Source organism: Rothia aerolata (assembly GCF_014635585.1).
In the GTDB taxonomy this organism is placed as follows: domain Bacteria; phylum Actinomycetota; class Actinomycetes; order Actinomycetales; family Micrococcaceae; genus Rothia; species Rothia aerolata.
Genome location: NZ_BMDC01000002.1, coordinates 48,532 through 75,170, shown reverse-complemented (window position 1 = coordinate 75,170; position 26,639 = coordinate 48,532). Strand labels below are relative to the sequence as shown.

The 26,639-nt window shown below is 58.7% G+C and carries 21 protein-coding genes and 2 riboswitches; of the genes, 9 read left to right on the top strand and 12 right to left on the bottom strand.

The annotated features are described in order from the left end of the window. Positions 1–39 precede the first annotated feature (39 nt). A complete protein-coding gene (gene purH, locus IEV00_RS06545; RefSeq protein WP_188359558.1) occupies positions 40–1,644 on the bottom strand; it encodes a bifunctional phosphoribosylaminoimidazolecarboxamide formyltransferase/IMP cyclohydrolase in 1,605 nt (534 codons plus the stop codon). Between the two features lie 112 nt (positions 1,645–1,756). After that, entirely contained in the window at positions 1,757–2,323 is a 567-nt protein-coding gene (gene purN, locus IEV00_RS06540; protein WP_188359557.1) for a phosphoribosylglycinamide formyltransferase, read from the bottom strand. Positions 2,324–2,422: 99 nt separating this feature from the next. On the opposite strand from purN, the gene IEV00_RS06535 reads away from it, so the two are divergent. Then, entirely contained in the window at positions 2,423–2,845 is a 423-nt protein-coding gene (locus IEV00_RS06535) for a hypothetical protein (RefSeq protein WP_188359556.1), read from the top strand. A 62-nt stretch (positions 2,846–2,907) separates the two neighbouring features. On the opposite strand, the gene IEV00_RS06530 is transcribed toward IEV00_RS06535, so the two are convergent. Next, positions 2,908–4,653, bottom strand: coding sequence for a cell division protein PerM (locus IEV00_RS06530; RefSeq protein ID WP_188359555.1), 1,746 nt, complete (start codon positions 4,651–4,653; stop codon positions 2,908–2,910). Positions 4,654–4,768: 115 nt separating this feature from the next. Between IEV00_RS06530 and IEV00_RS06525 the strand changes: the two genes are divergently transcribed. After that, the gene (locus tag IEV00_RS06525) at positions 4,769–5,557 is read left to right on the top strand and encodes an SDR family NAD(P)-dependent oxidoreductase (RefSeq protein ID WP_188359554.1); all 789 of its coding nucleotides are present in this window, start codon (positions 4,769–4,771) and stop codon (positions 5,555–5,557) included. Positions 5,558–5,629: 72 nt separating this feature from the next. Further along, positions 5,630–6,529 carry a capsular polysaccharide synthesis protein gene (locus tag IEV00_RS06520; protein WP_188359553.1) on the top strand — a complete coding sequence of 300 codons (900 nt, stop codon included), beginning with the start codon at positions 5,630–5,632 and terminating at the stop codon, positions 6,527–6,529. Between the two features lie 88 nt (positions 6,530–6,617). Here IEV00_RS06520 and IEV00_RS06515 read toward each other — a convergent pair whose 3' ends face one another. Together IEV00_RS06515 and IEV00_RS06510 are read right to left on the bottom strand one after the other, a co-directional pair. After that, on the bottom strand, positions 6,618–7,055 hold the full coding sequence (locus IEV00_RS06515) for a PIN domain-containing protein (protein ID WP_188359552.1): 438 nt from the start codon (positions 7,053–7,055) through the stop codon (positions 6,618–6,620). Beyond that, positions 7,052–7,255 (bottom strand): nuclease PIN, encoded by a 204-nt coding sequence (locus tag IEV00_RS06510; RefSeq protein WP_188359551.1) that lies wholly within the window; start codon positions 7,253–7,255, stop codon positions 7,052–7,054. The genes IEV00_RS06515 and IEV00_RS06510 overlap by 4 nt, the downstream gene beginning before the upstream one ends. 31 nt (positions 7,256–7,286) lie before the next feature. Then, a riboswitch (SAM riboswitch) is annotated at positions 7,287–7,429 on the bottom strand. Positions 7,430–7,622: 193 nt separating this feature from the next. Here IEV00_RS06510 and IEV00_RS06505 point away from each other — a divergent pair. Together IEV00_RS06505 and IEV00_RS06500 are read left to right on the top strand one after the other, a co-directional pair. After that, positions 7,623–8,441 (top strand): hypothetical protein, encoded by an 819-nt coding sequence (locus tag IEV00_RS06505; RefSeq protein ID WP_188359550.1) that lies wholly within the window; start codon positions 7,623–7,625, stop codon positions 8,439–8,441. Positions 8,442–8,494: 53 nt separating this feature from the next. Beyond that, positions 8,495–12,217, top strand: coding sequence for a DEAD/DEAH box helicase (locus tag IEV00_RS06500; protein WP_188359549.1), 3,723 nt, complete (start codon positions 8,495–8,497; stop codon positions 12,215–12,217). A gap of 214 nt (positions 12,218–12,431) precedes the next feature. Here the strand turns inward: IEV00_RS06500 and IEV00_RS06495 are convergent, their stop codons facing one another. The 5 genes from IEV00_RS06495 to IEV00_RS06475 all read right to left on the bottom strand — a co-directional run bounded on the left by IEV00_RS06495 (position 12,432) and on the right by IEV00_RS06475 (position 18,298). Further along, the gene (locus tag IEV00_RS06495; RefSeq protein ID WP_188359548.1) at positions 12,432–14,012 is read right to left on the bottom strand and encodes a bifunctional hydroxymethylpyrimidine kinase/phosphomethylpyrimidine kinase; all 1,581 of its coding nucleotides are present in this window, start codon (positions 14,010–14,012) and stop codon (positions 12,432–12,434) included. Continuing rightward, a complete protein-coding gene (gene thiE / locus IEV00_RS06490) occupies positions 14,009–14,704 on the bottom strand; it encodes a thiamine phosphate synthase (RefSeq protein WP_188359547.1) in 696 nt (231 codons plus the stop codon). The genes IEV00_RS06495 and thiE overlap by 4 nt, the downstream gene beginning before the upstream one ends. Before the next feature lie 47 nt (positions 14,705–14,751). Continuing rightward, a complete protein-coding gene (gene thiM / locus IEV00_RS06485) occupies positions 14,752–15,555 on the bottom strand; it encodes a hydroxyethylthiazole kinase (RefSeq protein ID WP_188359546.1) in 804 nt (267 codons plus the stop codon). Beyond that, a riboswitch (TPP riboswitch) is annotated at positions 15,544–15,645 on the bottom strand. Its footprint overlaps the gene before it by 12 nt. A gap of 171 nt (positions 15,646–15,816) precedes the next feature. Further along, positions 15,817–17,181, bottom strand: coding sequence for an FAD-dependent oxidoreductase (locus IEV00_RS06480; protein ID WP_188359545.1), 1,365 nt, complete (start codon positions 17,179–17,181; stop codon positions 15,817–15,819). Between the two features lie 166 nt (positions 17,182–17,347). Next, positions 17,348–18,298 carry a DUF808 domain-containing protein gene (locus tag IEV00_RS06475; RefSeq protein WP_188359544.1) on the bottom strand — a complete coding sequence of 317 codons (951 nt, stop codon included), beginning with the start codon at positions 18,296–18,298 and terminating at the stop codon, positions 17,348–17,350. 224 nt (positions 18,299–18,522) lie between these two features. Here IEV00_RS06475 and IEV00_RS06470 point away from each other — a divergent pair, with 224 nt between their 5' ends. Together IEV00_RS06470 and IEV00_RS06465 are read left to right on the top strand one after the other, a co-directional pair. Continuing rightward, on the top strand, positions 18,523–19,353 hold the full coding sequence (locus IEV00_RS06470; protein ID WP_188359543.1) for an aldo/keto reductase: 831 nt from the start codon (positions 18,523–18,525) through the stop codon (positions 19,351–19,353). A gap of 241 nt (positions 19,354–19,594) precedes the next feature. After that, on the top strand, positions 19,595–20,134 hold the full coding sequence (locus IEV00_RS06465) for a GtrA family protein (RefSeq protein ID WP_188359542.1): 540 nt from the start codon (positions 19,595–19,597) through the stop codon (positions 20,132–20,134). Between the two features lie 14 nt (positions 20,135–20,148). Here the strand turns inward: IEV00_RS06465 and IEV00_RS06460 are convergent, their stop codons facing one another. After that, the gene (locus IEV00_RS06460) at positions 20,149–22,485 is read right to left on the bottom strand and encodes a Tex family protein (protein WP_188359541.1); all 2,337 of its coding nucleotides are present in this window, start codon (positions 22,483–22,485) and stop codon (positions 20,149–20,151) included. A 316-nt stretch (positions 22,486–22,801) separates the two neighbouring features. On the opposite strand from IEV00_RS06460, the gene IEV00_RS06455 reads away from it, so the two are divergent. Next, complete coding sequence (locus IEV00_RS06455; RefSeq protein ID WP_188359540.1) at positions 22,802–24,253, top strand: hypothetical protein; 1,452 nt, start codon at positions 22,802–22,804, stop codon at positions 24,251–24,253. Further along, the gene (locus IEV00_RS06450; protein ID WP_229723118.1) at positions 24,250–25,026 is read left to right on the top strand and encodes an HNH endonuclease family protein; all 777 of its coding nucleotides are present in this window, start codon (positions 24,250–24,252) and stop codon (positions 25,024–25,026) included. The genes IEV00_RS06455 and IEV00_RS06450 overlap by 4 nt, the downstream gene beginning before the upstream one ends. 39 nt (positions 25,027–25,065) lie before the next feature. Here the strand turns inward: IEV00_RS06450 and IEV00_RS06445 are convergent, their stop codons facing one another. After that, positions 25,066–26,511, bottom strand: a complete 1,446-nt coding sequence (locus IEV00_RS06445) for an amino acid permease (protein ID WP_229723117.1) — start codon at positions 26,509–26,511, stop codon at positions 25,066–25,068. Positions 26,512–26,639: the final 128 nt, after the last annotated feature.

Genomic DNA, 26,639 nt, shown 5'->3' with positions numbered 1-26,639 from the left:
AGGCTCCGAGCATTATCCCAGTACCCGCGCCCCTGAGTTCTAGTGGAAGAAGTGGCGCGCTCCCGTGGTGTACATGGTCACGCCAGCGGCCTTGGCAGCCTCGATAACCTCTTCATCGCGGATGGAGCCGCCGGGCTGCACCACGGCGCGCACGCCGGCGTCCAGCAGCACCTGCAGACCGTCGGCGAAGGGGAAGAAGGCATCAGATGCCGCCACGGCGCCGCGGGCGCGTTCTTCATCGCCTGCTAGGGTGTTGGCGCGTTCTACGGAGAGCTTGCAGGAGTCTACGCGGTTGACCTGCCCCATGCCGATGCCCACGGCGGCGCCGTCATTGGCCAGCAGAATCGCGTTGGACTTGGCGGCGCGCAGTGCCCGCCAGGCGAAGGCGAGGTCTGCCAGGGTTTTCTCGTCGGCAGCTTCGCCGGCTACCAGCTGCCAGTTGACGGGGTCGTCGCCGGAGGCCTGCATGCGGTCTGCCTCTTGAATCAGCGCACCGCCGGAGATAGCGCGGTATTCGAGGGCGTCGCGGCCAAAGTTTTCGGGCAGCTGCAGAATTCGCAGGTTCTTCTTGGTCTGGAGGATTTCCAGTGCTTCTGCGCTAAAGGAGGGGGCGATGATAACCTCGGTGAAGATGCCCTTGACAGTCTGAGCCATTGCCGCGGTGACCTCGCGGTTTGCCGCGATCACGCCGCCGTAGGCTGAGAGGGGGTCGCAGGCGTGGGCCTTGGCGTGGGCGTCTGCAATGGCGTCTTCTGCACCGGGGCTGGCGACAGCGATACCGCAGGGGTTGTTGTGCTTGATAATCGCTACCGCAGGCTCATCGAAATCGTAGGCGGCGCGCAGGGCGGCGTCGCCGTCCACGTAGTTGTTGTAGCTCATGGCCTTACCGCCAAGCAGCTTCGCCTGAGCAATGCCGGGGGCAGCCGCGGAATCGGTGTAGAGGGCACCTGCCTGGTGGGGGTTCTCGCCGTAGCGCAGAGACTCTGCCAGCTGGTAGGAGTGGCCGGCGAAAGGGGCCCACGCCTTTTCCTCGTCTGTCTCAAACTGAGCTGAAGTCCAGGTGGCCACCGCGGTGTCGTAGGCTGCGGTGTGGGCAAAGGCCGCTGCCGCCAGGGCGCGACGCTGCTTGAGGTCAAAGCCACCGGACTGTGCCGCCGCCACGACGTCATCATAGCGGGCGGGGTCAACCACCACGGCCACGGCGTCGTGGTTCTTTGCTGCCGCGCGCACCATGGAGGGGCCGCCGATGTCAATCTTCTCGATAATGGCATCCTGGTCAGCACCCGATGCCACGGTCTCTACAAAGGGGTAGAGGTTAACAATCACCAGGTCAAAGGGCTCAATCTCAAGCTCCTTGAGGGTATCAATGTGCTCCTGCTTGCGGCGGTCAGCCAGAATACCGGCGTGGACGCGCGGGTGGAGGGTCTTCACGCGGCCCTCCAAGCACTCGGGAAAGCCGGTGATGTCTGAAACCTCGGTCACGGGCACGCCAGCAGCAGAAATAGTCGAGGCGGTAGAGCCGGTAGATACAATGTCTACGCCTGCCTCGTGCAGCCCCTTGGCGAGGTCTCCTAGGCCGGTCTTATCGAAAACAGAGATAAGCGCGCGCTTGAACGGTAGGCGGTCGAGCTCAATGAGACTCACAGATACTCCAATTCTTTCGCCCTCGAGGGGCCGGTGGATTGTTTTGTAGAGTGTGAGCCGGTTTGAGCCCCGGCCCCGGGCTAGGATCGTGTGATCCTAAATTTATGGGGCCTCAGGCCGCGCTGGCTAGCTCCGCGATGGTTTTGACCAGCAGCTTGCGCTCTTGAACCTTGATACGTTCGTGCAGGCTTTCTTCGGTGTCGCCGTCTTCAACCGGCACCGCCGCCTGCGCCAGAATGGGGCCGGTGTCTACGCCCGAGTCAACAAAGTGCACGGTCAGGCCGGTAATTTTGACGCCGTGGGCCAGGGCATCGCGCACCCCGTGGGCTCCGGGGAAGGAGGGCAGCAGGGCGGGGTGGGTATTAACGATCCGGTTTTCAAACCGCTTGACCAGATCGGCGTCCACAATCCGCATAAAGCCGGCAAAAATCACGAAATCGGGCTGGTAGCTGGCGATCTGCTCTTCGAGGGCGCGGTTCCAGACCTGCCGGTTTTCAAAGGACGACGGCTGCACCAGGAAGGTCTCGATACCCGCCTTTTCGGCGCGGTCAATGCCGGTACAGGGCTTATCAGCACCCACCGCGGCAATCTCAACCTGGGGCAGGGAGCCCTCGGCAACGGCGTCCATAATGGACTGCAAATTCGTACCGGAGCCAGAAACCATCACAACAATGCGCATAGAAAGCAGTTTACAGCAAGCATCATGGCTCTAGTCAGCCAACATTCCGGGTGTTGGCTGAACTGGGGCATACCCGCAATACCGGGTAACCTTGTGTCTATGCCTGCACAGCCCACTCCCTTCGAAGACCTTCCCGCCCACGAACGCCAGCTGCGTGCCCGCCTGAAAATTTTTACCAGGCTTGCCCTGGGTGCCTCAGTTATCGGCTACGTTCAGATGATGTACTCGGGCTGGTTCATTGTTTCGGCGCTGATATTTCTGCTGGTTGCCCTGGTCTGTGGTCTGCTAGCGCTGGTGACCATGTACCGGCTGAAAGCGAACCCCCTCGACTATGCGCTGATGGGCTTTCTCATGCTGGGCTGCCTCTTTATGGTCTTCAGCGGCAGCGTGCAGCTCATCTTCTTAGACCAGACTAACGCCTACGCCGACTGCCTCAACAACGCCGCCACGCTCTCCCGCCAGGAGCAGTGCAATGTTCAGCTCAAAGATTCCATGCTGGGCGGGGTGCTGCGCACCAACTAGTGACTCCTAGAAGATGATTTACAAGGTGAAGGTAGCCAGCCCGAGAGTGCGGGCCAACCTTCCTAGCTACCCCGCTGGTTCTTTCGGGCCTTGGGTCGGCTAATCACCCTGCCCCGCTTGAGCTTCTGCTGACGCGGTTCGGGTTCCGATTCAGGAGCCGGCTCCTCAACACTTTCCTGCTCATCGGCAACCTGCTCAGGCTGACCATCAGTGTCATTCCAGGGCAGGGCAATCACAGAGGCCGGCTCCGAGGTGACGGTCTCTGACACCTCATCAGAGAAAATCCGGCGCATGGCGAGCACAGAAGCTGATTCCTCGGTAGCTTCGTTTTCCTCAGAGGCCCCTGTTTCTAGAGCAGTCTCGGTTTCTTGAGATGTTTCAACAGCACCCTCTGATTTCTTCTGCTTCTTCGCCTCCGCCCGGGCTTTCTTGCGAGCGGCCCGATCTTCAGCCTTCTGCTTCTTGCGGCGGGCTTTCTCTGCCCGGGCGTCGGTATCTGCAAACCGCTCCAGCTCAGCGGTGGCGTCTTTCTCAAGGAGCGGCGCTAGCGCGAAGCCCAGCACCACACCGAGAGCTATCCAGGCGGCGGTCATGAGCCCCATCCACAGCGGATGGGGGCCAATATCGGTAAACCGCCCCAGTCCCAGCGAACCGTGGGCGAGCCAGCCGATCAGCGCCGTCCACACGCCGGTCAAGAGCCCCACGGCAACCGCCAGCAGCAGGGTGGAGAGGGGCCAGGTAATCCAGCGGAAGCGGATCTTCAGCGAGAGCCACTCATCGAAGTGGTTTTCACCGGCGCGGAAGAACCACCAGCCCGCCAGTGCTCCGGCAAGAATCGGCGCCAGAAGCGCCAGGAAAGAAAAGGGCGGAACCGGCACCGGCATGGCTCCGAGAATGGGCAGGGCAGGCAGGGCTCCCAGGTCAGTCACCTGCAGGTTAGCGGCGGTATCGGTACCAAACGAGAAGCCCGCCCCGGTAGACCAGGCCATAGCCCACACCACGAAATTGGGTATAAAGCCCAGCTGTAAGAGGGTAATCGCCGTATCGCCGATCGCCCCTGCGTGGAGGTTCTGATACAGCGCCAGAATGTCGTTCCAGTTATAAAAAACAGCCAGGGTAAAGAGCAGGGCACCGGCGGCAATGAAACCGAGCAGGGCCACGAAAGAGGACTTAACAACGGTCCACACGTAGGAGCCCGCCCAGCGCGAGTACTGACTGAATTTCGAGACCCATTCGGCGGCGTTAACGCCAATCATCCGAGCCAGTGAACGTGACTCGTACCAGCCTCCACCGATAACCCCCAACAGCACCACCCAGCAGGGAACCAGCGCTGCCAGCAGGGGGTTGGTGGAGGAATACTCACCCGAGACAAAGAGGCTCAAAAGAACCGAAATCAGCATGTAGGCGAGGGCACCTGCAACCGTGGGCACCCAAAACTGGCCCTCATAGGAGGCCTGCGCCAGGCGCCGTCCCGACCTAAAACACAGCGCCAGCGGAATGAGGGTCAGCCCCAGCGGAATCAGGCTGATCGTGCCCGAAATAGCGTCAAAAGCACCGTGTACCGGAATATCCAGGTTCAGCGGAACCCCGTGAATCAGCTGCCAGATTTGGGCAGAAAGACCCGCCACGCTGAGCACATCGCGGTTATCGAAACCGCCCGCCACCCACACGGCAAATAGCAGAATAAAAACGGCCAGCAGAGAGTAGAGCGCGGTCTGGGCTAGCTCAACAACTCCCTGTAGCCACAGGGGCATGGGAATAGAACGCTGGGGCCGGCGGGGTGCGGGGGCTTTGGTGCTGGTACTCATCGTCTTTATCTTGTCACGAACTGGGCCCTATTCAGAACCGCTTGTCTGCTACCTGTAGAAAATCCCCAGAATTTTCAGGGTGATTTTGCCTAAATTCCTGCTTAGACTGGGTTCTATGGCTACTTCTGAGACTTCCCTGCGCGCCTCCTATGTGCTGATTACCGGTGCTTCGTCGGGTATCGGCCTGGAGTTTGCCCGCCAGTATGCGGCGGCGGGCTACTCGCTGGTGCTTTCTGCCCGCAGGCGGCAGCAACTAGAGTCTCTCGCTGAGACTCTGCGCAGCGACTTTGGTGCCGACGTGGAGGTTTTACCCGCCGACCTTTTGAATCAGGACGACGTCGCGCGGCTAATTGCCCGCCTGCAAGAGACCGAGCGGCCGGTGGAGGTTCTGGTAAACAACGCCGGTTTTGGTCTGGGTAAGTCTTTCCATGAGGCTCCGCTAGAGAAGCACCTGGCTCAGGTGGACGTTCTGGCCCGGGTGCCCCTTGCCCTGATGCACACGGCTATTACTTCTATGCTGCCCCGCGGCCGCGGCAAAATTATCAATGTGGCCTCGGTGGCCGCCTTTACCCCCGGCGGCACCTATTCGGCGGTGAAGCGCTTTGTGGTCTCCATAAGTAAGTCAGCCAATATCCAGTACGGTGGGCAGGGGCTGCTGGTAACCGCCGTCTGCCCCGGCCTTACCCGCTCTGATTTTCACAGCAACATGAACCAGACCGAGCCGAAGCTACCCGAATTGTTTTGGTTGAGCCCCGAGCGGGTAGTGCGCGATGCTATTGCGGCGAACAATGCCGGTGCCGCCGTCGTCATTCCCTCCCTGCCCTACAAGCTCCTCAGCTTTGCGGCAAGGGTTGCCCCGCCGAAGCTCATCGGCGCCGCGATAGCGCGCACCAGGGATTATTAGTCTCATTGTGAAGAGCAGTGTATATGGCAGCACAGGCACAATCAGTAAATTAATTTAATTAAAAAGGGAACAATGGAACCACTTAAAACTCTAAAAAATCTAAAACATCAGGCTTTTATTTTGAGGGAACATGGAGTTCCCTATATCAAGAATGAACTCTACTCAAAATGGCCGAAAATCAAACCTTATTACTACGATAAAAGCAGGTACCAAATGCAAATTGGTGAGGTAACAATACCATCCTCATCAACCTTTCTGGTTAATAATCTCCTGTTCGAAACACCAGAAATTCCCCCTGCCGAGAAAGCTCCCCAGAGAATTTTTGCGATTTGGTTTGGGAATGAAATGAATGAAAATAGGAAAAAGGGACTCGAAACCATTAAGAAAGCAAATCCCAACCTAGATTTCATTCTTGTTACCGAAGAAAACTTAGCGGACTGGACCACCAGTGCTCACCCGCTACACCCCGCTTTTAAGAACCTCAGCGCAGTACACAAATCAGACTACCTCCGCACCTATCTTATGCATCATTACGGAGGGGTTTATACTGACATAAAAGCTCTTACCGTACATTGGGAACCCCTGATCAGCGAGCTGAATTCAGATTCAAATTTATACGCAGTGGGTCCAGCAGAGACCACCTTTCAAAATGTATCTAAGTCGCCAGGTAATGGAAAATTGGGAAGTGACCAAGAACGTTATTTTCAGCAAACTCTTTACCCAGCCTGCTATGCTTGCAAACCAAATTCACCCTTTACCCAGGCCCATCTGGACGAAATTGAACGGCGCCTCAGCTATTTTGAAAAGCTCCTTGAGAAGAATCCCGCCGAGCAGCCTTGGGGTCTAAACAGTAATTACCCGATTGCCTGGAATGCCCTGCACGGACAGATTTTCTCTCCCCTCAACCTTAAATATCATAAAAATATTAAAGCAATTCCTGGTATGGTAAATAATTTCGGTGCCCATCGTTAAGACTTATTCAGAAGTGCCAGCGCACTAGTTAAAAGGGCATGTGCCGAGCAAGGAGCCCCGCAGCACCGAGGTGCTTATACCCCTCTGCCTAATCCTCAATAAAGGGGTTGCTTGCTTTCACACCCCAAGACCGGTAGACCTCTGCTTTAGAAGAGACGATCTCTAAGTCGTGCACGGTGGCGGTGGCGCTCATCAGCCCCTCCACCGCAGCGGTGGGCAGGGGCGCTGTGCGCTCTGAGCCCACAGCGTGCAAGCCACGCTCAGCGTGCCTACCCGCCCACTCCAAAGAGACCTTGGTATCAATCTCAAGAACGTGCTCTTTGAAGCGCTCGATCAGCTCAGACAGCCAGCGGTCGGTCTCGGGGTAGGGGTAGAGTCCCTTCAGCTCCCCCAGGCTCAAAACAGAAACGTAGAGAACCCGGAAAGAGCGGCGGCGCAAAAAGGAAACAACGCGGGGGTCAGGGCTAGATTTACGAATCTCAGCCAGCACATCAGAATCTAGAAGAAGGCCTTGCGAGGAACTCATGCGACCTTGAAAACACCCTGTTCAGTTGCGGGAATACCGTGAGGGTTAGGAGCCAGCAGGAAGTTCAGGAACTCTGAGCGCTCATTGGAGATACGGGTGTAGTCCTGAATAGAAATTGCTGAGAAACCGCCACGAGCGGGAACAGATGCCGCCTTGAAGTTCTTCTGGATGTTTTCGTGGGGGCGAGCGGTGGTAGTCATAATCCACACTGCGCGTACGCGCATTCCTTTCGAAGTGCTCTTGTCTGTACCAGCCTGCGTTGGTAGCAAACGCGCTATCAACGCGAATACAGACCGCTTCGTCATCCGAGCCACCCGTGAACATGGGGTTGGCGTTCAACCAAAGTCGGAGCTTATCAGTTGAAACTCTTGAAGCTGGTTAAAACGATAACCCATGATCCGAAGTTTGCAAACACCTTTCTCAAAAAATTTAGAGGAAAAAGCCTCCCCTCGTCAGCACCCGCTCGTCTCGTTTTGCGGGACAATTAGGCTACAAAAGGCTAAAATTGTGTATAGAATAGAGTTCTCGCACAACACTTGTCGGTAGTTTAGGGAAACTGACGGAACCATGAAACACGCTGAACCGCGCCCAAAATTTCATACCAAAAGAACCACTGTCTTTTCGTCTATCATTGGCATAGCAGGACTGGCCCTTTTAACCACCTGCTCATCTACCGTTGACCGTACCCAGGCTCAGGCAGAGTCCATGAGCCTGGACTACGCCGTTGACCAAGAGATTGATCGGGTTCTGCCCACCCAGCGGCAGATTAGCTCGAAAGACTCCTTCACCTACCTCATGGCTATGCCCACAGTTGAAGAATTTACTGTCAGCGACATTACCGACTCTTCTGGGCGAATCCCCGCCACCCTAGCTGAGACCGCCGTAGATGACCCTGATGTTCGCCGGCAGGTCAATTCTGCCTGTGCCCCCTATGAGGAGGCTGCCAAGGGGCTGGTGTCTACCCCCGATGCTGACCTCTCTATTATCGAGGGCAAGCAGCGCCGCATTACCCTGGGGCAGAACGGAATCAACCAGATCACCGGCTACAACAGTGTGCTCACCACCGAGTCTGCTGCTGCCGCTGAAGACCTGGTGCAGGATTTCATTGATAACACGTCAAACTGCGCTACAGCCCTGGCTCAGCTCTACCCCGACAAGCAGGGCCAGTTTGATTTCCGCGCCGCCTATATCGACCGGGATACCGGCACCGCAACCATGCACGGTCTCTACAACGGCGATCACGTGATTATCTCGGTGACCCAGCAGAAGCAGTTTGTGCTTTCCACCTGGTTCCGCGCCATCGATACCGAAGGAATTGAGCTGCTCGAACCGACCACCGACGTGATTCAAGACCTCGCTGTGGAGAACGCCCAAAAATTCAGCTAACTCTTCGGGTAGGCTTAAGAGATTGAGCTCAGTCCGCAACCTGTGAGAGTGTCATGGCAGAATCTTCGGCTTTTCCAGCAATTCCGGTCACCGCCGCTGAAATAATCCGCCAGGTGGGCCACGGCGCCTACTCCCGCGGGCAAAAATACATGCGAGCTGGCCAGGTGGTGCGTTACAGCTTTGACCAATCCACCCGCACGCTCTCCGGCGAAGTCACCGGCTCTGCCGCTAGTCCCTACCGCACCCGGGTTACTTTTCCTGCTGAAAAAACGTCGGGGTCGCTGGCTTTTTCTGCCCGCTGCACCTGCCCGGTCTACGTGGACTGCAAGCACGCTGTGGCGCTGATGCTCACTGCCATAGACCGCTCTGACAAGGCACGTAAAGCTCTCACCGCCCAGTCTGATACCTGGCGCTCGTCCACCGACTTCTCAGAACCCCGCATGGGCGAGGCCATGGCCTCTAAGCTGAGCTCTGCCGAGGGCATGAGCGAGGACTTCAAGAAAAAACTCGAGCAGTTGGGAGTTACCCCCGCTTCAGCGTTGGAGAAGACCGAGAGCAAAATGCCTGCCTGGCGGCGGGAGCTCTCGCGCAGTATCAATGCCCGCCCGCTCAATGCTCCGCTGACCTCGCAGAGGGTCTCCGGGGCCCTGGACCTCAAAATCTATGTGCCCTCGCAGTACGCCATTGGCCACAGCTCCGGCAGGCTCCCCCAGGCCACCCTGCAGGCACGCCCCATGATGCTCGGTGCCCGCGGCAAGTGGATTAAGGGCGGTCTCAGCTGGGAGACCTTCCAGCGGGATCTCTCCCGGGGCGGCAACTTCGGCTTTCAGATCTATCCCGAACACGAGAAGTGGTTTGCCGAGTTCTACTCCATCGTGCGCCCCTGGCAGTCGGCCTACGGCTCCCACCGCGACTGGGTTTCGATCTCCGACGTCAGTTCTTCCCTCTTCTGGCAGGTGCTCAAGAAAGCCCAAGAAATTGACCTGCCCCTGCTGATTAACGGCAGCGATGCCCGGGTCTTTATCGCAGACCCCTCCTCGGTACAGCTGCGGGTCGAAGACCTGGCTGAGGCTGGGCGCACCGACTGCCACGGGCTCTCCCTCACCCCGGTTCTCACCTGGGGAAATACTTACCTTCCCACCGTCAACTGCCACAAGATAGGCAACCCCCGCACCGGCTTCTTTGCCCTGGGCGCCAGCGCCCAAGACCACTACGAGCACCAGGCCGAAGCTAACCGTTGGGCCGCCACCCGCGCGTCCGCCCTAGAAACCGCCGGTGTTGAGCTGCCGCAGGAGCAGGACGACGCCGCGGCGGGGCAAACCGAGGCCGGGCGGGTGGTCAAGCCCGACTGGCTCACCCCGGAAACCGACCTGGTGCTGATACCTCTTGCCGAGCCCCTCACCCCCATGGCGGAGTCTCTGGCGGTGTCTGAGAGCATAGATATTCCCTCCTCAGATGTGGAGAGTTTCTACCGCGATTTCTACCCTCAGCTTGCCCGTGCCCTGCCACTGAAGGCCGCCAGTGCCGAGCTTGAGCTACCGCAAGTCCGGGAGCCCGAGCTGGTACTGACCGTCACCTTTGAGACTGACCAGCCGCACACCGCCCGCACTGCTTGGGTATGGGAGTACCCGCAAGATCCCCTGGCAGAAGACAGCCCCATCACCGTGCTGCCTGCCCTGGGCTATCCCGGTGAAGACCGTGAGGACATTCGTGATACTAAATACGAGTACCGGGTGCTCAAAGAGGTCAAGGCAATTCGCCCGGCGGTTCCCTTTGCCAAGCACAAGTATCAGGGCTGGCAGACCCGCACCCTGCTCGAAGAAACCCTCCCCCGTTACCGCGAGATTGCCGGTGTGCGGGTAGATTTTGAGGGGCCGGTGCCGGAGTTTAGGGAGATTGAAGAAAAGCCCGAAATCACCGTCACTGTGGATTCCACCCGCTCTCGGGACTGGTTCGGGCTGGGCATCGCCATTAAAGCCGGCGAATGGTACGTTCCCTTCGCCAAGATTTTTGAGGCTCTCAACGCCGGCCAAACCCACCTGCTGCTCGGCGACGGCTCCTACTTTGCCCTCGACCGCCCCGAGTTTATGAAGCTGCAGGAGCTCCTGCGCGAGGCCGCCCAGCTCAAAGATAGGGACGACGGCGAGCTGCTGATCTCGCGGCACCAGGCCGGTCTGTGGGAGGAACTTGAGGAACTAGCAGCCTCGGTTGACGCTGTGGAAGCCTGGAAAAACCAGGTCTCTGCCCTCATTGATATTGAGAACGGGCCCCTACCTGAGCCCCCGGCTTCCCTTCGGGCCCAGCTCCGCCCCTACCAGTTAGAAGGCTTCCAGTGGCTGAGCTTCCTCTGGGAGCACTCCTTGGGCGGCATTCTCGCCGATGATATGGGCCTGGGCAAAACCGTGCAAACCATCGCCACGATAGCCCGTGCCCGCGAGCTATCAGCAAGCCCACCCGCCCCGCGCCCGCCTGAGGCAGACAGCGAAACCGACCCGGCGCCGTCCTTAACCCAAGCCCCCTTTCTGGTGGTTGCACCCACCTCGGTAGTGCCCAACTGGCAGCGCGAATTCGCCCGCTTTGCACCGCATTTGAAAGTAGTAACCCTCTTCGAGTCACAGAAGAAATCCAAGACCCTCATCAAAGACGCGGTCGAGGGCGCAGACGTGGTGATCACCTCCTATGCGCTCTTCCGCATCGATGAGGCCGCCTACTTTGACCTGGGCGTGGCCGAGGAGTGGAACGGGCTCATTCTCGATGAAGCCCAGTTCGTGAAAAACGCCAAGACCAAGGCGCACAGGCTTGCCCGCGATCTGCCCGCCCGCTTCAAACTGGCGGTCACAGGCACCCCTATGGAGAACAACCTCATGGAGCTGTGGGCCATGTTCTCCATCGTGGCACCGGGGCTCTTTCCCTCGGCGCGCGCCTTCAAAGACTTCTATGCCACCCCCATTGAGGGCGGCGAAGACAAGCAGGCCCTCCCCCGACTACGCCAGCGCGTGCGACCCCTGATGAAACGCCGCACCAAAGACCTGGTTGCGGCAGACCTGCCCGAAAAGTCAGATTTGCGGGTGGACGTTCCGCTAGAACCCGCCCACCGCCGCGCCTATGACACGGTGCTCCAACGCGAGCGCAAAAAGGTACTGGGCCTGCTCGAAGACATGGATAGGAACCGGTTTACCGTCTTCCAGTCGCTAACCATGCTGCGCCGCATGGCCCTGGACGCTTCGCTGATTGATGCCGATTCTTACGGTTCGGTGCCCTCGTCGAAGCTGGACTACCTGGAAGAAAACCTGCCCGAGATTGTGGAAGACGGCCACCGGGCGCTGATTTTCTCGCAGTTCACCTCCTACCTGAAGAAGGTGGCCGAGCGCCTCGACGCGCTGGGAATTCCCTACCTGTATTTGGACGGCGCCACCGGTGACCGCGCGCGCGTTTTGGAGCGCTTCGAGGCGGGTGAGGCCCCTCTCTTCCTCATCTCGCTCAAGGCGGGCGGTTTTGGTCTAAATCTGACCTCGGCAGACTACTGCTTCATCATGGACCCCTGGTGGAACCCCGCCGCCGAACAACAGGCGGTAGACCGGGTACACCGCATTGGCCAGACCCGGCACGTGATGGTCTACCGCCTGGTGTCTGCGGGCACCATTGAAGAGAAGGTCATGGAACTCAAAGAATCCAAGGCCGCCCTCTTCGACGCGGTGGTTGATGAAGGGCAGTTCTTCAGCTCGTCGCTGACTGCCGAGCAGGTGAGGGATCTGCTGACTTCTTCGGAGGAGTAAACCGGGTGCTTGTTCTCAAGGGATGAGGCTTCCAGTCTGAGGGGACCCGGCCAACCTCCCTTAAACGCCAGCCCCGATGCCAGTTGGCCGGGTCCCCTCAGACTGTCGTTTTATCACCTTGGGAGAATATCTCATAGCCAGTGGTGCAGAAAAGCGGTTTTCGGCGGCGTATTTCAAACCGAAAACCGCTTTTCTACACCAGTCATATTGCAACCTACAGGTAGCTTGCCTGCTGGAAGAATTCTCGCTCCCACAGGCAGGCTTCAAGGTAGGCCCGAGTGGCCCGCACCCGCTGGTCGGGCCTTGCTTCTTCAAAGAGACGCTCAACAATAGCTATTGCTTTTTGCGTGGCGAGAACAAAGTCCTGATCCTGGTAGGTCTCTAGCCAGCTCCGGTAGGGGTGGTCAGGCCGGTTGGCCTCTGCCATATACAGGCTGATATCCGCGTACATCCAGAAACAGGGTAAAACCGCAGCAGCACCCACCACGTAGTCAGCGGTTGCAGCGCGGGCCAGCAAGAAGTCGGTGTAGCCCGAGGTTACCTTACTCGGGGCAGAGGGAACTGTCTTGAGGAAATCAGCAACCTCTCTTCTGGCGAGCCAGCTCCTATGAAGTTCCTGCTCCACCTCATAGGTGTTACTGGCAGAGCCCGCCCAAAAGGCTGTTTCTTCCTGAAGAGGAGACTTTGCAGCCAGAAGGCTCAGAGCCCTAGCGTAGCGGTCAAGATACAGCGCATCTTGAACCTGATAGGCAACAAATTCCCGGGTTGAAAGATTGCCGCGCTGAAGCGCCGTCAGAAAACCATCGCCGATTGTTTGCTGGAGGATATTTTCAGAGAGTCCCGCAAGCATGGCTGTCCAGGGGCCGGCGGGTTCAATCGTTTGCAGGGGTTTCTCAGTCTGAGATTCAGGCACGGCGACAGGTTCCGCCAGCTCACCCAGCACCGCAGTGTGTGCCAAGCTCGGCCCCACCAATTCCTCAGGATGAGAGAACTTCCGCATCCTAAAGAAGTGGTCAATCGGCCCATTGCCCGAACCCACCTGTAGCTGGTCAGCACGGGCAATTGACTCGGTGAGCCAGCTGCTCACCCAATCGAGGGCCTCCTGGCCAGAATCCCCCGCCGCCAAACGGGTAGCCAGAGCTGAGGACTGCGAGCAACCGGTACCGTGGGTTGAGCTGGTTTCGATACGGGCAGAGCGGGTCTCTGCCAGGCTTCCCTCCGCAGAAACCAGGTAATTAGAAATTTCGCTGCCTTCTAGGTGGCCTCCCTTCACCGCTACCCAGCTGCCGGTCTCGGCGGCCAGCCGCCGGGCGGCGTCCACGGCATCATCCACACCACGAATCTCTCCCCGCTGAGCCCCCACCAAAATCTCTAGCTCGGGGGTGTTGGGAGTAATCACCGTGGCAAAGTCGAAGAGCTGGCGCAGGTGTTCCTCCGCCTGCTCGTCAATGAGCCGGTCGCCCGAGGTCGCCACCATCACCGGGTCAAGCACCAGCACCTTGGGCGCGGTTTTCTCTAGCCAGGCTCTCACCGCGTCAATGTAATCAACCCGGCCCAGCATGCCGATTTTCACTGCGTCAATCTGAACATCCGACGAGACAGCCTCCAGCTGCGCGGTCAGGGCCTCAACCGGCGGATAGTGGATATCGGTGACCCCGTGCGTGTTCTGCGCTACCACCGCGGTCACCGCACCCATGGCGTAACCGCCGGCGGCTGAAATTGATTTGAGATCTGCGTGGATACCGGCTCCACCCGTGGGATCGGTTCCAGCGATAGAAAGTACCCGGGGAATCATGCCTGCTCCTCCGTTTTCTGCCCGGTTTTAAAGGCCTCGACCAGCTGAGCTGCCGCTCGGAAAGGGTCTTGGGCAGCAGCAATTGCCGACACCACCGCCACGTTGTGCACGCGGGAGGCGAGCGGGGCGACGTCGTCCACCCCGATTCCGCCAATCGCGGTGACCGGCAGGGGCAGCCGCTGCGCTATGCGCGCGATACCTTCAAGACCTAAGGACGGCGGCGCGTCGGTTTTCGTGCTCGTCTCGCGCAGGGCGCCCACCCCGGCCGAGTCGATGACCTCGGTTAGTTCAAGGGCTTCATCGACGTCCCTGGGCAGGGAGACAGACCAGCCCAGCTGCGCGTCGTCCCCAATAAGAGCGCGCACCAGGGTGGGGTGAATATCGGTCTGGCCGATATGCACGCCGTCCACCGCGCAACCGCTTTCCCGGGCGGCAAGAAAAACATCAACCCGGTCATTGATAATCAGCTGGGCTCTTCCCTGGGTGACCTCGCTGGCAGCTTTGGCCAGATCAAGAAAGTAACCCGAATCAACCTGCTTCCAGCGCAACTGAACCGTGGTGACTCCGGCCCTAAGCGCCTGCTCGATGGTCTCAACCGTGGTATCGATGGCCTGGGTGTGCCACAGACGGTCGGTTGAGATAGACTGGGCCTTTTTCTCCCGCGAGGCAAGGGTCATGGCGGGGTCGGTCACAAAATAGATGCCTCTGAGGGGGACTCTTCTCGAATACATGCTTACCCCTAGCGCTGGCTGATCTTGACCGATTCTTGCAGGGAATCGGCGGTGAGCAGGGAGAGCTCATCGAGCAGGTTCACCGCGAAGGTACCCGGGCCCTGAGATTTAGCCTGGGCCTTCTCTGCCGCGACTTCAAAAGTAGCGTGGGCTGCGGCGGTGGCAATCAGCGGGTTCTCATGGGTTGAAAGGTAGGCGGCTACGCAGGCACCCAGGGAGCAACCCGCGCCCGTGACCCTGGTCAAAATCTCGTGGCCGTTGGCGCACTCGATGCTGGTCTCACCGTCGGTAATCAAATCGACGGGGCCCGAGACAGCCACTACCGAACCGTATTCGCGGGCAAGCTGCGTAGCACTTTCCGCAGCTGCTTCGACGGAGGCCGTGGCATCTGTGCCCCTGCCTCCTTCGCCACCTGCCAGGGCAATAATCTCTGAGGCATTACCGCGAATGGCGGTGGGTCGGTACTGTAGCAGCTCGTGGGCGATACGGGTGCGGGTTTTCAGGGCACCGATAGCCACCGGGTCAAGAACCCAGGGGGTACCGGCCTCGAAAGCTGCGTGGGCTGCCTCGGGAATAGAGAGCTGGTGGCTCACGTTGATGGTGCCCAAGTTGATGAGTAGCCCCGATGCAACCCGGGCAAAATCAGCGGACTCCCCCGGAATATCTACCATGGCGGGCGAGGCCCCCGCCGCTAACAAAATGTTGGCTGTAAAAGACTGCACCACGGTGTTGGTGATGCACTGCACCAGAGGTGTATTTTCTTGCAGGTTGTGCCAGGGTTCAATGACTTGGGTAGACAGAGAGAGCGTCATATCCATTCCTCCGCTCGCATTATCGAGATCAGGTATATACGGGTGTGTTCTCAGCCGGTTTATACCAAACCAGCACCCCGTGGGTAACGCTCACCATCTTAGGTTCCTCCCCCGGGACTTTCCAGGGGCGCCCCTGTCTGCCGTCCATATTAAGGGTTTGTTTCACGGCGGCGACCGGTGCAGAAAAGCGGTTTCCGGCTGCAAACTAACAACCGGAAACCGCTTTTCTGCACCAGTGACCGAGCAGGTCAGCCAAGCAGATTAGGCAAGAACCTCGTTCAATCCCTCGGTCACCGAGGGGTGGGTATAGATTGAGTTGCGCAACTGGGTGGCAGTGATGCCCGCCCGCATTGCCATCGCCACCAGGTTGATGACCTCAACAGATTCCACCACCAGCAGCTGGGCGCCCAGAATCTGATCGGTATCGGTATCAATCACGAACTTCATAACGCCCTGAGGGGTCTCGAGAATCTTTGCCTTGGGCATAGCGGCAATCTGGTCTACCGGCTTCGAAGCAACCCTAAAGTTCTTACCTGCCTGCTGAGCTTCCTGCTCGGTCATGCCCACCTGAGACAGCGGCGGGGTCATAAAGGTGGTGGTTGCCACCGCAAAGCGGTCTTGGGCAGAGCGCTTTCCCTCCCCCACCAGCTGGTCCAACACAATGCGGAAATCATCGAGAGAAATGTAGGTAAACTGCGGGCCCCCGTTAACATCGCCCACCGCAAAAATATGGGGTACCGACGTATGCAGGGTTTGATCAACCTCAATGGCACCGCGATCATCGACTTTCACCGAGGTATTCTCAAGGCCCAGGTCCTCGGTGGCGGGGCGCCGTCCTGCAGCAACCAAAACCGCATCAACCTCTAACCGCTGCACCTCGCCTGCGGAATCACGGTAGCCCACCGAGGTAGCGTCTTCACCATCTTCCACCGAGGTCACCGAAACTCCGTTGAGAATCTTCACCCCGGCGTCGGAAAGAATCTGGCTGGCGACCTCGGCAACATCGGGGTCACTACTACCAAACAGGCGCTCGCCGCGGTTGAAAACGGTGACCTCCGAACCGAAATGAGCGAACATCGAGGCAAACTCAATGCCGATGGGGCCACCTCCCACCACTGCTAAGCGCTGAGGACGAGGCGTGTGGGTCTGTAATTCTGTAGAGGTAAAGACCCGCCGCGATTCATTGATTCCTTCAGCCTCGGGGATCACCGGAGACGCACCGGTGTTAATCACAAAATAGTCAGCGGTTACTCGAAGCCGGTCGTCACCGGCAGTTACCTCCACCTCGCGGTCAGAGACAAAACGGGCGTGCCCGTCAATGAGCTTAGCGGTTTCGTGGGTGACCAAGAGCTGCTTATTCTTAGCGCGCATAGCCTCGGTGAGCTTACCGCGGAAAGCAACCGCCTCTTCAAAAAGCTCGGCACCGTTAGAATCAGCTACCTGCTCGGCCCGGTGAACCAGCGCCTTGGTGGGAACACAGCCGATATTGATGCAGGTGCCACCGTACATCTGGTTGGACTGCTCAATCAGGGCAACATTCTTTCCCTGAGCAGCCAAGGTCCAAGCCAGGGTCTTTCCTGCCTTGCCGAATCCAATCACAACCAAATCAAAATGGAGGGTCTCCACGCTACCTTGCTTTCTCTTGAGGAAAGGATTTCTTCTTCTTAACAGCGGGAACAGGCTAGGCTATTCCCAGCCTAAATCTGACCGGTGCAGAAAAGCGGTTTTCGGTTGCACATTTCAAACCGAAAACCGCTTTTCTGCACCGGTGACTAGGCAGGATCCCTAAAGACTAGTGGGCCGCCTTCTTTTTCTTGGGCAGGTTCATGACCACCAGGGCGATGACCGTACCGAAGATGAAGCCAAAAATCATAGAGCAGATAGTCTCAACCAGCCAGAGCACCACCGAGCCAAACCAGCCGGAAACAAAATGCTCGAACCAGTGCTCAATGCTGTGCACCAGACCGTAGGGCCAGTGCCAGCCCAGGGTGTCAAAGCCAGCCAGCAGAATGTGCCCGCCCACCCAGAGCATGGCAAAGGTACCCACCACGGAGATGACCTTCATGACCTTGGGCATGGCATCCACCAGACCCCGGCCGAACTTCTGGGCACCTGCGGAGTCTTTTTCCATCAGACGCAGGCCAAAATCGTCTGCCTTGACCAGCAGCGCCACGGCTCCGTAAACCAGCAAGGTAATCAGTACCGCAACCACCACCAGGGTAATTGCCTTCAAACCAAAGCCAGCATCGGCTGCAATGGAATTCATGGAGATCACCATGATCTCGGCAGAGAGAATAAAGTCGGTACGCACGGCACCGGAAACAACCTTCTTCTCAGCCTCCTCGCCCTGCACAACAGCCGGCTTATCGTCTTCTTCGGCGTGGTGGCCCAGGCCGAACATCTCCAGCACTTTCTCGGCTCCCTCAAAGGAAAGGTAGAGGCCACCGAGCATGAGCAGCGGGGTCAGCGATGCTGGCAGAAGCCAGTCCAGAATCAGAATGATCACCAGGATAATGAGCTTGTTGAGCAGCGAGCCCTTGGCGATTTTCCAAACGATGGGAAACTCACGCTTGGGTTCAATACCGCGCACATACTGGGGTACCACTGCGGCGTCGTCCACCACCACACCCGCTGCTTTTGCGGACGCGCGGCCGGCGGCTGCAGCGACGTCGTCGGTGCTGGCTGCGGTGAGTTTGACGAGCGCAGCTACGTCATCGAGTAGGGCGGCGAGGCCACCTGCCATGGGATTCTCCTTGGTCTAGATCGCGGCCCAGAGTCGCCGCAGAAACACTTTCTTTTAAGTACTAAGCATACGCGATATCTGGCTCCGCCAGCCTGCTCGGAAACGTGATGGCGGTGATGCACAGGCTTATTCCAGAGGTGTTAATGCAGGTGAGGTAGACTACACATGGAATATTTAGTTAGATTCAAACGCTCTAGCTACCGAACGTCAAAGAAAGGAAACTCATGACTTACCCCTCAGTAAAACTCAATGACGGCCGCGCGATTCCCCAGCTGGGCTTTGGCGTCTGGCAGGTTGAAAACGACATAGCAGAGAAGGTGGTGGGCATCGCCCTTGACGACGGCTACCGCCACATTGATACCGCAAAGATTTACGGCAACGAAGAGGGTGTAGGTAAGGCTATTGCGGCTTCTTCTGTTGACCGCGACGAAATCTGGCTGACCACCAAGGTCTGGAATGATGACCAGGGCTACGACCGAGCCATCGAGGCTTTTAACGAGTCCCTGGCCCGTCTGGGCGTGGAGTCTGTAGACCTGCTGCTCATCCACTGGGTTTCCGCCCACCGTGGCCTCTACCTGGAGACCTGGAAGGCTCTGATTGAGCTCCAGAAGCAGGGCAAGGCCAAGTCCATTGGTGTCTCCAATTTCCCCGAGGAGCACCTGCGCGAGATTATTGACGCCACCGGTGTGACCCCCGCCGTCAACCAGATTGAGTTGCACCCCTACTTCAACCAGGCAGAACTGCGCAAGGTCAACGACGAGCTGGGTATCAAGACCGAAGCCTGGTCACCGCTGGGCCAGGGCGGCGAGGTTCTCAAAGACCCGGTTATCACCGAAATTGCCGAGACCCACAGCGCCACCAGCGCCCAGGTGATTATTGCCTGGCACCTGGCTAACGGAATCATCGTCTTCCCCAAGTCGGTGACCGAGGAGCGCATTGCCTCAAACTTTAAGGCACTCGAGCTCAAGCTGAGCCCTGAAGAAATTGAAAAGATCAACGGTCTTACCCGTGAGGACGGCCGTATTGGCGCCGATCCCGCCACCGCAGATTTCTAAAATATCTGCGCTCCCATAAAAAGAACCGCCTGCCCCGTGCCCAACACGGTAGCGGGCGGTTCTTTACTTTTTTGTGACCGAATGCAGGGTGAACCTACTCTCTTTTCCCAGCCGGCTCTCATTCAAAAGTGTTATCCTGCTTAATTATATGCAGTAACTGCAAAGGTTTTTACTTCTCGCTACACACCGCAATATTTGGCGTCCCGAGATTCACACCGAAAGCCAGAAAAGAGTAGGCACAATGAACACAATCAAGAAACTACTGGGCAACGAAAAGGTTCGTTTTCTGGTGGTCGGTGGTTTCTGTTTTGTGCTGACCATGGCGATTAACTACGGGCTCAAGTACACGGTTCTCACCCACAAGCCCACCACCGCACTGCTGATTGCTACCGCCATTGCCTCGGTCGTCTCCTACGTTCTCTCCTCCCAGTGGACCTGGAAGAACGCCGGCGGCGACCCTAAGCCCAAAGAAATGGTGGGCTTTGTTTTGGTGACAATCGGCGGAATCATCATCAACGCAGCCCCGCAGTGGATCTCCCGCTATGTCTTTGGCATTGAGCAACCCGCGGTGTCTCTGCTGGTTCAGGAAACCGCAGACTTTATTGCCGGGCCAATTCTGGGTACCCTGCTCGCTATGGTCTTTCGCTACTGGGCACTCGACCGCTTTGTTTTCCACGGTAAAGAGGCCCGCCAGAAGGCGCAGATGAGCGAGATTATTCCTATCACCAGGCCCCAGCAGAAGGTATCAACCGATACCGGTTCGGTCTCTTCCCTCGGCTAGGCGGGCCCTAGGTTTTATCGACGACGGCGCTTCTTCGGCTCGGGTGCCTCCAGCAGCAAGGAGAGGGAGATGCGTTTGCGGGCCGGGTCAACCTCGGTCACTCGCACCGTGACCACCTCTCCTGATTTGACCAGCGCGTGGGGGTCAGCGACATAGCCGGTGCTCATCTGGGAGATATGCACCAGGCCGTCTTGGTGCACCCCAATATCCACAAAAGCACCGAAGGCCGCCACGTTTGAAACCGTGCCCTCTAAAATCATGCCCGGTTGCACGTCCTCAATAGATTCGATGCCGGGGGCAAACTCAGCGGTGCGGAATTCGGGGCGGGGGTCGCGGCCGGGCCGTTCCAGCTCGGCGAAGATATCACGCACCGTGGGTAGACCAAATTCTGAATTGATGTAGTCTTCGGGCCTTAGCCGGGCCAGCGCCTGAGCCGGAACGGCCCCGCCCACCAGACCGCCGGCGTCCTCAACAATAACCCGCGCCAGGGGGTAGGCCTCGGGATGCACTGCGGAGGCGTCCAGCGGCTCAGCGCCGTCGGGAATCCGCACAAAGCCCGCCGCCTGCTCATAGGCCTTGGGGCCGAGCCGGGGCACCCGAAGAAGCTCCTCACGGCGGGTGAAGGGCCCGTGTTCCTCGCGGTAGGCCACAATATTTTGACTAATGGTCTTGTTGAAGCCGGCCACGTGGCTCAGCAGAGCGGCCGAGGCCTGGTTGACCAACACACCCACCGAGTTCACGCAGTCCTCCACGGTCGCATCGAGCGAGCGCGCCAGTAGGGTCTGGCTGAGGTCGTGCTGGTACTGGCCCACGCCGATGGACTGGGGGTCAATTTTGACCAGTTCTGCCAGGGGGTCTTGCAGACGTCGGGCGATGGAGACCGCTCCGCGCAACGAAACATCGAGGTCGGGTAGCTCCGCGCTTGCCAGGGCTGAGGCGGAGTAAACCGAGGCGCCGGCTTCTGAGACGGTGACCTTCTGCACCTCGGTGACGCCCTGGGCCGCCAGGTTTTTGAGGAGCTCTGCCGCCAGCCGGTCTGTATCTCGGGAGGCTGTGCCGTTACCGATGGAAATCAGGTCAACGCCGTGCTCAAGCACTAGCCGTTCCAGGGTGGCCAGCGATTCCGTCCAGAGGTTGCGCGGAGCGTGGGGGTAGATCACCGCGGTATCGAGGACGGCGCCGGTAGGGCCGACCACCGCGACCTTGACGCCGGTGCGCAGACCGGGATCCAGGCCCAGGATGGTTCGCTGGCCAGCGGGCGCTGCTAAGAGAACGTCGCGCAGGTTGGAGGCAAAGACCTCAATGGCGGCTGCTTCGGCACGTTCAAAGAGCCGGGTGCGAATTTCGTTGGCGAGCCGGGGCAGAATCCGCGAGCGCCAGGAGCTTTTGACGGTGGAGGCCAGCCAGCCCAGCACCCTCTCTTCGTCGGAGACGGTGTTGAGCACCTGCACGGGTATGCCCAGGGAGTTAGCCACCTCTGCCTCATAGGTGTGGCGGGTGTGCTCGTATTCCTCTGCCAGCTTCTCCGCCCGCGCCCGTTCTTCGCCGCTGATCCGGGAGAGGGCCGGCGGAACCTCGGCGACGTCGATGGAGACCTTGACGACCCCCTCTTTTTCGGCGCGGAAGAGCGCCAGAAGGCGGTGGGAGGGAATTCTGCGAATCCGCTCGGAGAAATCAAAGTAGTCAGAAAATTTGTTGGGCTGGCCCGGCCCGGGGGTGCGGTAGGCGGCGGTTGCTCGGGAGGTAATGACGCCGGTCTCCCACAGCCGCTCGCGTAGCGACTCCATGAGGTGGTGGTCGTAGAGGGCGTATTCCAGCAAAATGGCACGGGCACCCGCCAGGGCTGCGGCTGAGTCGGGCACCGCAGTGTCGGGGTTAGCCCCTGCCTCAGCGGGGTGAACGTATGCCTCTGCAATATCGTAGAGACCGGCCAGGGGCACCTCAAGCAGGTCATCAACCAAAGGTTCTAGACCCGCTTCTAGAGCAATCTGCGCCTTGGAGCGCCGAGCCACCTTATAGGGGGTGTAGAGGGCTTCCAGCTCGTTTTTCGTAATGGCAGATTCCACGGCTATGCGCAACGAGTCTTCAAGAACGCCGCGCTCTTTGAGCAGGTTCAGAATGGTTGCCCGGCGGTCTTCGAGCTCCCGCAGGTAGGTCAGCCGCTCCCGCAGCTGACGCAGCACGCTGTCGCTGAGCCCACCCGTTTTCTCCTTGCGGTAGCGGGCAATAAAGGGCACAGTAGCGCCGTCATCCAAGAGCTGAACGGCCGCACGCACACTAGAGAGAGCGACCCCCAGCTCCTGCGCTAGAACGTTCTCGATCTCAGCGGAAATACTACTGTGCGATGTCATAAACACTAGTGTAGAACACCGCCTTTTCCGGCGATAAATGAGGCTTATTCAAAGGTCCCACAAGACCGCTCGAGAGCGGCTGGCCAACTGGCATCGGGGCTGGCGTTTAAGGGAGGTTGGCCAGCGCTCTCGAGCTGGATACCTCACCTTTGAATAACCCTTATTCCATCTATCTCCCCTCTCGGTCTGACACATAGGCCGATATAGGCGGTAATAGAGCTGAATATGTTTGTACCGCCCAATCTGGCACAATAGAGTTCTTCCTAGAACTAATCCCCCAGTCCTCTAACCGCGCGCAAGAAAGATAGCTCCAGCAGTGATAGAAACCGGATCGTACGACGAATTTATCGATCAGTATTCTTCCCTCATCGAATCACTGGCCTCGGTGGGGTGGACCCCGGCAGAGGCTTACGCCCGTATCACCACGCTCTACCCAACCGTCTCTCGCGAACACATTGCCCGGGCTCTGAACTCCGGTAAGTGGACTTTCGTGGGCCGCAAGGAGCACCTGGTCAACAACACCATGATGTCGGCTGCCCTGTGGTACGCGGTGGGAATTACCTACGATTTGGAGCCCGACCCCGCCTACACCGCTGTTTCTCTTGACCCGGTGATTATGCAGGATATTCCCCGCCTCTTTCAGGCGGCAGAGGTCAGCCCCGAGACCAGCGCTCTGATTCTTGCCCGTATTGGCGCGGGTCTGAAGTACCTGGCGGAGGTTCCCTACACCAGCCTCGATGAAGCCAGCTACGACGATCTTCTGGCCCACCTGCCCGAGGAGGCTCAGGGGATTAGCGATGAGGTGATGAGCTGGCCGCCCTCGCGCTTTATGATTGAGGACCGTCTCGGTGAGGGTGAGTGGTCTAAGGCTCTGCTCCGCGCCGGGGTCTGCCCGCCCAACGTGGAGGAGCTAGGGCTGAACCTGGCGGCGTCGTCCATCTCTGACCGCGCCTTCCGCAACGCGCTAGGCGAGTTTTTGAGCTACTGCATTCGCTACGACCGTAAGCCGACCGTGATGCTCTACGGCGCCTGGTCTACCTCTACCGCCCAGCTGGGGCGCGTGCCACTCCTGGGCGCGGTACGAGCCAAGTACGGTTCCTGGTCGCGGGCATTGAAGTTAGGACGCCGCATGGTCAACGATGCGCTGAAGATGAGTGCCGCTTCGGCGGTGCCTGCTTCAGCCAGCGGTGAGGTAACTAGTCCGAGAACCGAGTCCCTGCGCATTGAAGATCTTAAGGCCCAGGGCATTGGCGTGGTGGAGACCCCCAAACTCAGCCCCGAAGAAGCTGCCGAGAAAGCCTGGAAGAACCTGGATTCGGTGCTCTTCAGCCGCCTTCAGGAGCTGCCCTGGAGCCAGTCCATGAGCGTTTACTACATCTCCCCCGAGGTGGTGGCAACCCAGGATTACACCCCCTATGCCACTATTCTGCGCACCCCGGCAGGTTACTTCTGTGAGCTCTCTGCCGCCGAGGCTTTTGAGCATATCAGCCCCGATTTTGACACCGACTACCTGGCCCAGGCTGGCTGGGTTCAGCCCCAGAACAACGGTTACCCGGTGTGGAGCCAGAACTTCTTTAGCGTCTCGTCGGCGGCAGAGGAGCTACTCTCTGCTATGCGCTTTGGCATGGGTTGCGAGCGCCCCGACTACTTCCAGTCAGACGATCCCGGTGCCGCTGAGACCAGCGCCGCCCACCCCAATACCGGTTCGATTCCTATGGTTCCGGTGGAGCAGACCTCCCAGGTACATATCGACTGGGACGAGCAGTGAGTCTTTCTTCCCTGCTACGCCAGCTGCCGCTGAAGGTTCGGCTGTGGCTGGCCCTGATTCTGCTTGCCCTTCTTGCGCTGTCCTCTCTCATCTGGCTGGCCCGGCACGACTGGAGCCTCGATGCCGCCCTGGATTCTCTGGCGGGCGGAACCCCGGTCAGTACCGGTTTTGCCGGTAGCGGGGTTAAAGAATATTCCAGCGCCTCGGCGGTGTTAGACGACCTGCCGGTGCGGGAAGCCGGTGAATCTACCGGCTATTCACGCCAGCTCTACGGCAACGCCTGGGCTGATATAGACCACAACGGTTGCGACCAGCGCAACGATATTCTGGCCCGGGATTTGGGCAACCTCCAGCGGGCAGAAAACTGCAGGGTTCTCTCGGGCACCCTGACCGACCCCTACACCGGCGAGGTCATTGACTTTGAGCGGGGAGAGAAAACCAGCCAGGACGTTCCGATTGACCACGTGGTTGCGCTCTCTAACGCCTGGCAGACCGGTGCTACCCTGCTGCCCGAGGCAGACCGCGCCGAGCTCGCCAACGATCCCCTCAACTTACAGGCAACCGGCCGCCTGCCCAACACCCAGAAATCAGATGCAGATGCCTCTGAATGGCTGCCCCAGCGGGGCTACCGATGCGAATACGTGGCACGGCAAATCTCGGTTAAGGCAGCCTACCGCCTCTGGGTCACCCCGGCAGAAAAATCCGCGATGGAAACGGTCTTAGCCACCTGCCCCGACCAGCCCGCCTACCGGTCTGATTTCGGGGCGGAATAAAACTCGCGCGGGCGAGAATCACTCGCCCGCGCGCCGTCCTTACTTCAAATCGTTGAGGTCAATCTGAGAAGTGCGAGCCTGCTGAATCTCGCGCTGCTTCTCGTGATGGGCCGGGTTCCTGCGCACGAAGGCCCAGCCGATAGCCAGCAGAATAAACCACAGGGGCATAGCAAACAGGGCCGCGCGGGTGTCTTCGTAGAAGGCCAGCACCGCAATCATAAAGGCGAAGAAGGCCAGTACCACGTAGCACATCACCACGCCGCCGGGCATCTTATAGGTGGATTCGGCGTGACGCTGCGGGTGCTTCTTACGGTAGACAATGTAAGAGACCAGAATCATGGCCCAGTTGAAGACCGAGAGCACCGAGGCAACGGTGGTCACCAAGGTGAATGCCTGAATCACCGAGTCGCCGGAGTAGAGCAGCACCAGGGCCGAGAGCATCAGCACTGCGGTGAGGAAGAGCGCGTTGCGGGGCACGCCGTTTTTGCTGAGCTTGCTAAAGGCGCGGGGAGCCGAACCCTCTTCCGCCAGGCCGTAGACCATGCGGGAGGTCGAGAAGATACCGGAATTCGCCGAAGAGGTTGCCGAGGTCAGCACCACCAGGTTAACCAAACCGGCAGCAAAGCCCAGGCCCGCCAGGCTAAACATGCTCACAAAGGGGCTGGTTTCGGGGTCGATGTCGTTCCAGGGAGTCACCATCAGAATGACGGCGAGGGTCAGCACGTAGAAGATGATGATACGAACCGGAACCGCGTTAATAGCCTTGGGCAGGGTCTTATAGGGGTCACGGGTCTCTGCCGCGGCGGTACCCACCAGCTCAGAACCCAGGAAAGCAAAGAGGGCAATCTGGAAAGCGCCAAGGAAGCCCACGAGACCGTGGGGGAACATGCCATCGTGAATCCAGAGGTTAGAAATCTGGGCCTGGTGGCCGCTGGGGGCAGTAAAGCCAATGGCCACCATAAAGCCACCCACCACGATCAGGGCAAGAATGGCAACAATCTTAATAAGGGCAAACCAGAACTCAATCTCGCCGAAGTTCTTGACCGAGGGCAGGTTCAGCGCCAGCAACAGCACAATCAGCACAATGGCGGGAATCCACAGGGGAATCTCAGGCCACCAAAACTGGGTGTAGCCGGTAATAGCAATCACGTCTGCCACGGCGGTGACCACCCAGGTAAACCAGTAAGACCAGCCGACAAAAAAGCCCGCACCGGGGCCCAGAATATCTGAGGCAAAATCTGAGAAAGACTTGTAGTGCAGGTTAGAAAGCAGCAACTCGCCCATAGCGCGCAAGACAAAGAAAATCGCCGCACCGATAATAATGTAAACAAAAAGAATCGAGGGGCCGGTGAGGCTAATGGTCTTGCCAGAGCCCATAAACAAGCCGGTGCCAATCGCACCACCAATGGCAATAAGCTGAATATGTCGGTTGCTGAGGCCGCGCTGTAGAGCCTGACCGCCGGCTGATTGAGTGTCGTGAGGCATGAAGCCCTCCATATATGTGGCTGTGCCCGGAGGACATGAATCGGGCAGAGTCATAGGTCAATACTTTCGTTCCGACAACCAAGTTTAGACCTGCACGGTCCACTTCAATAATCACGACATTTAGTAAA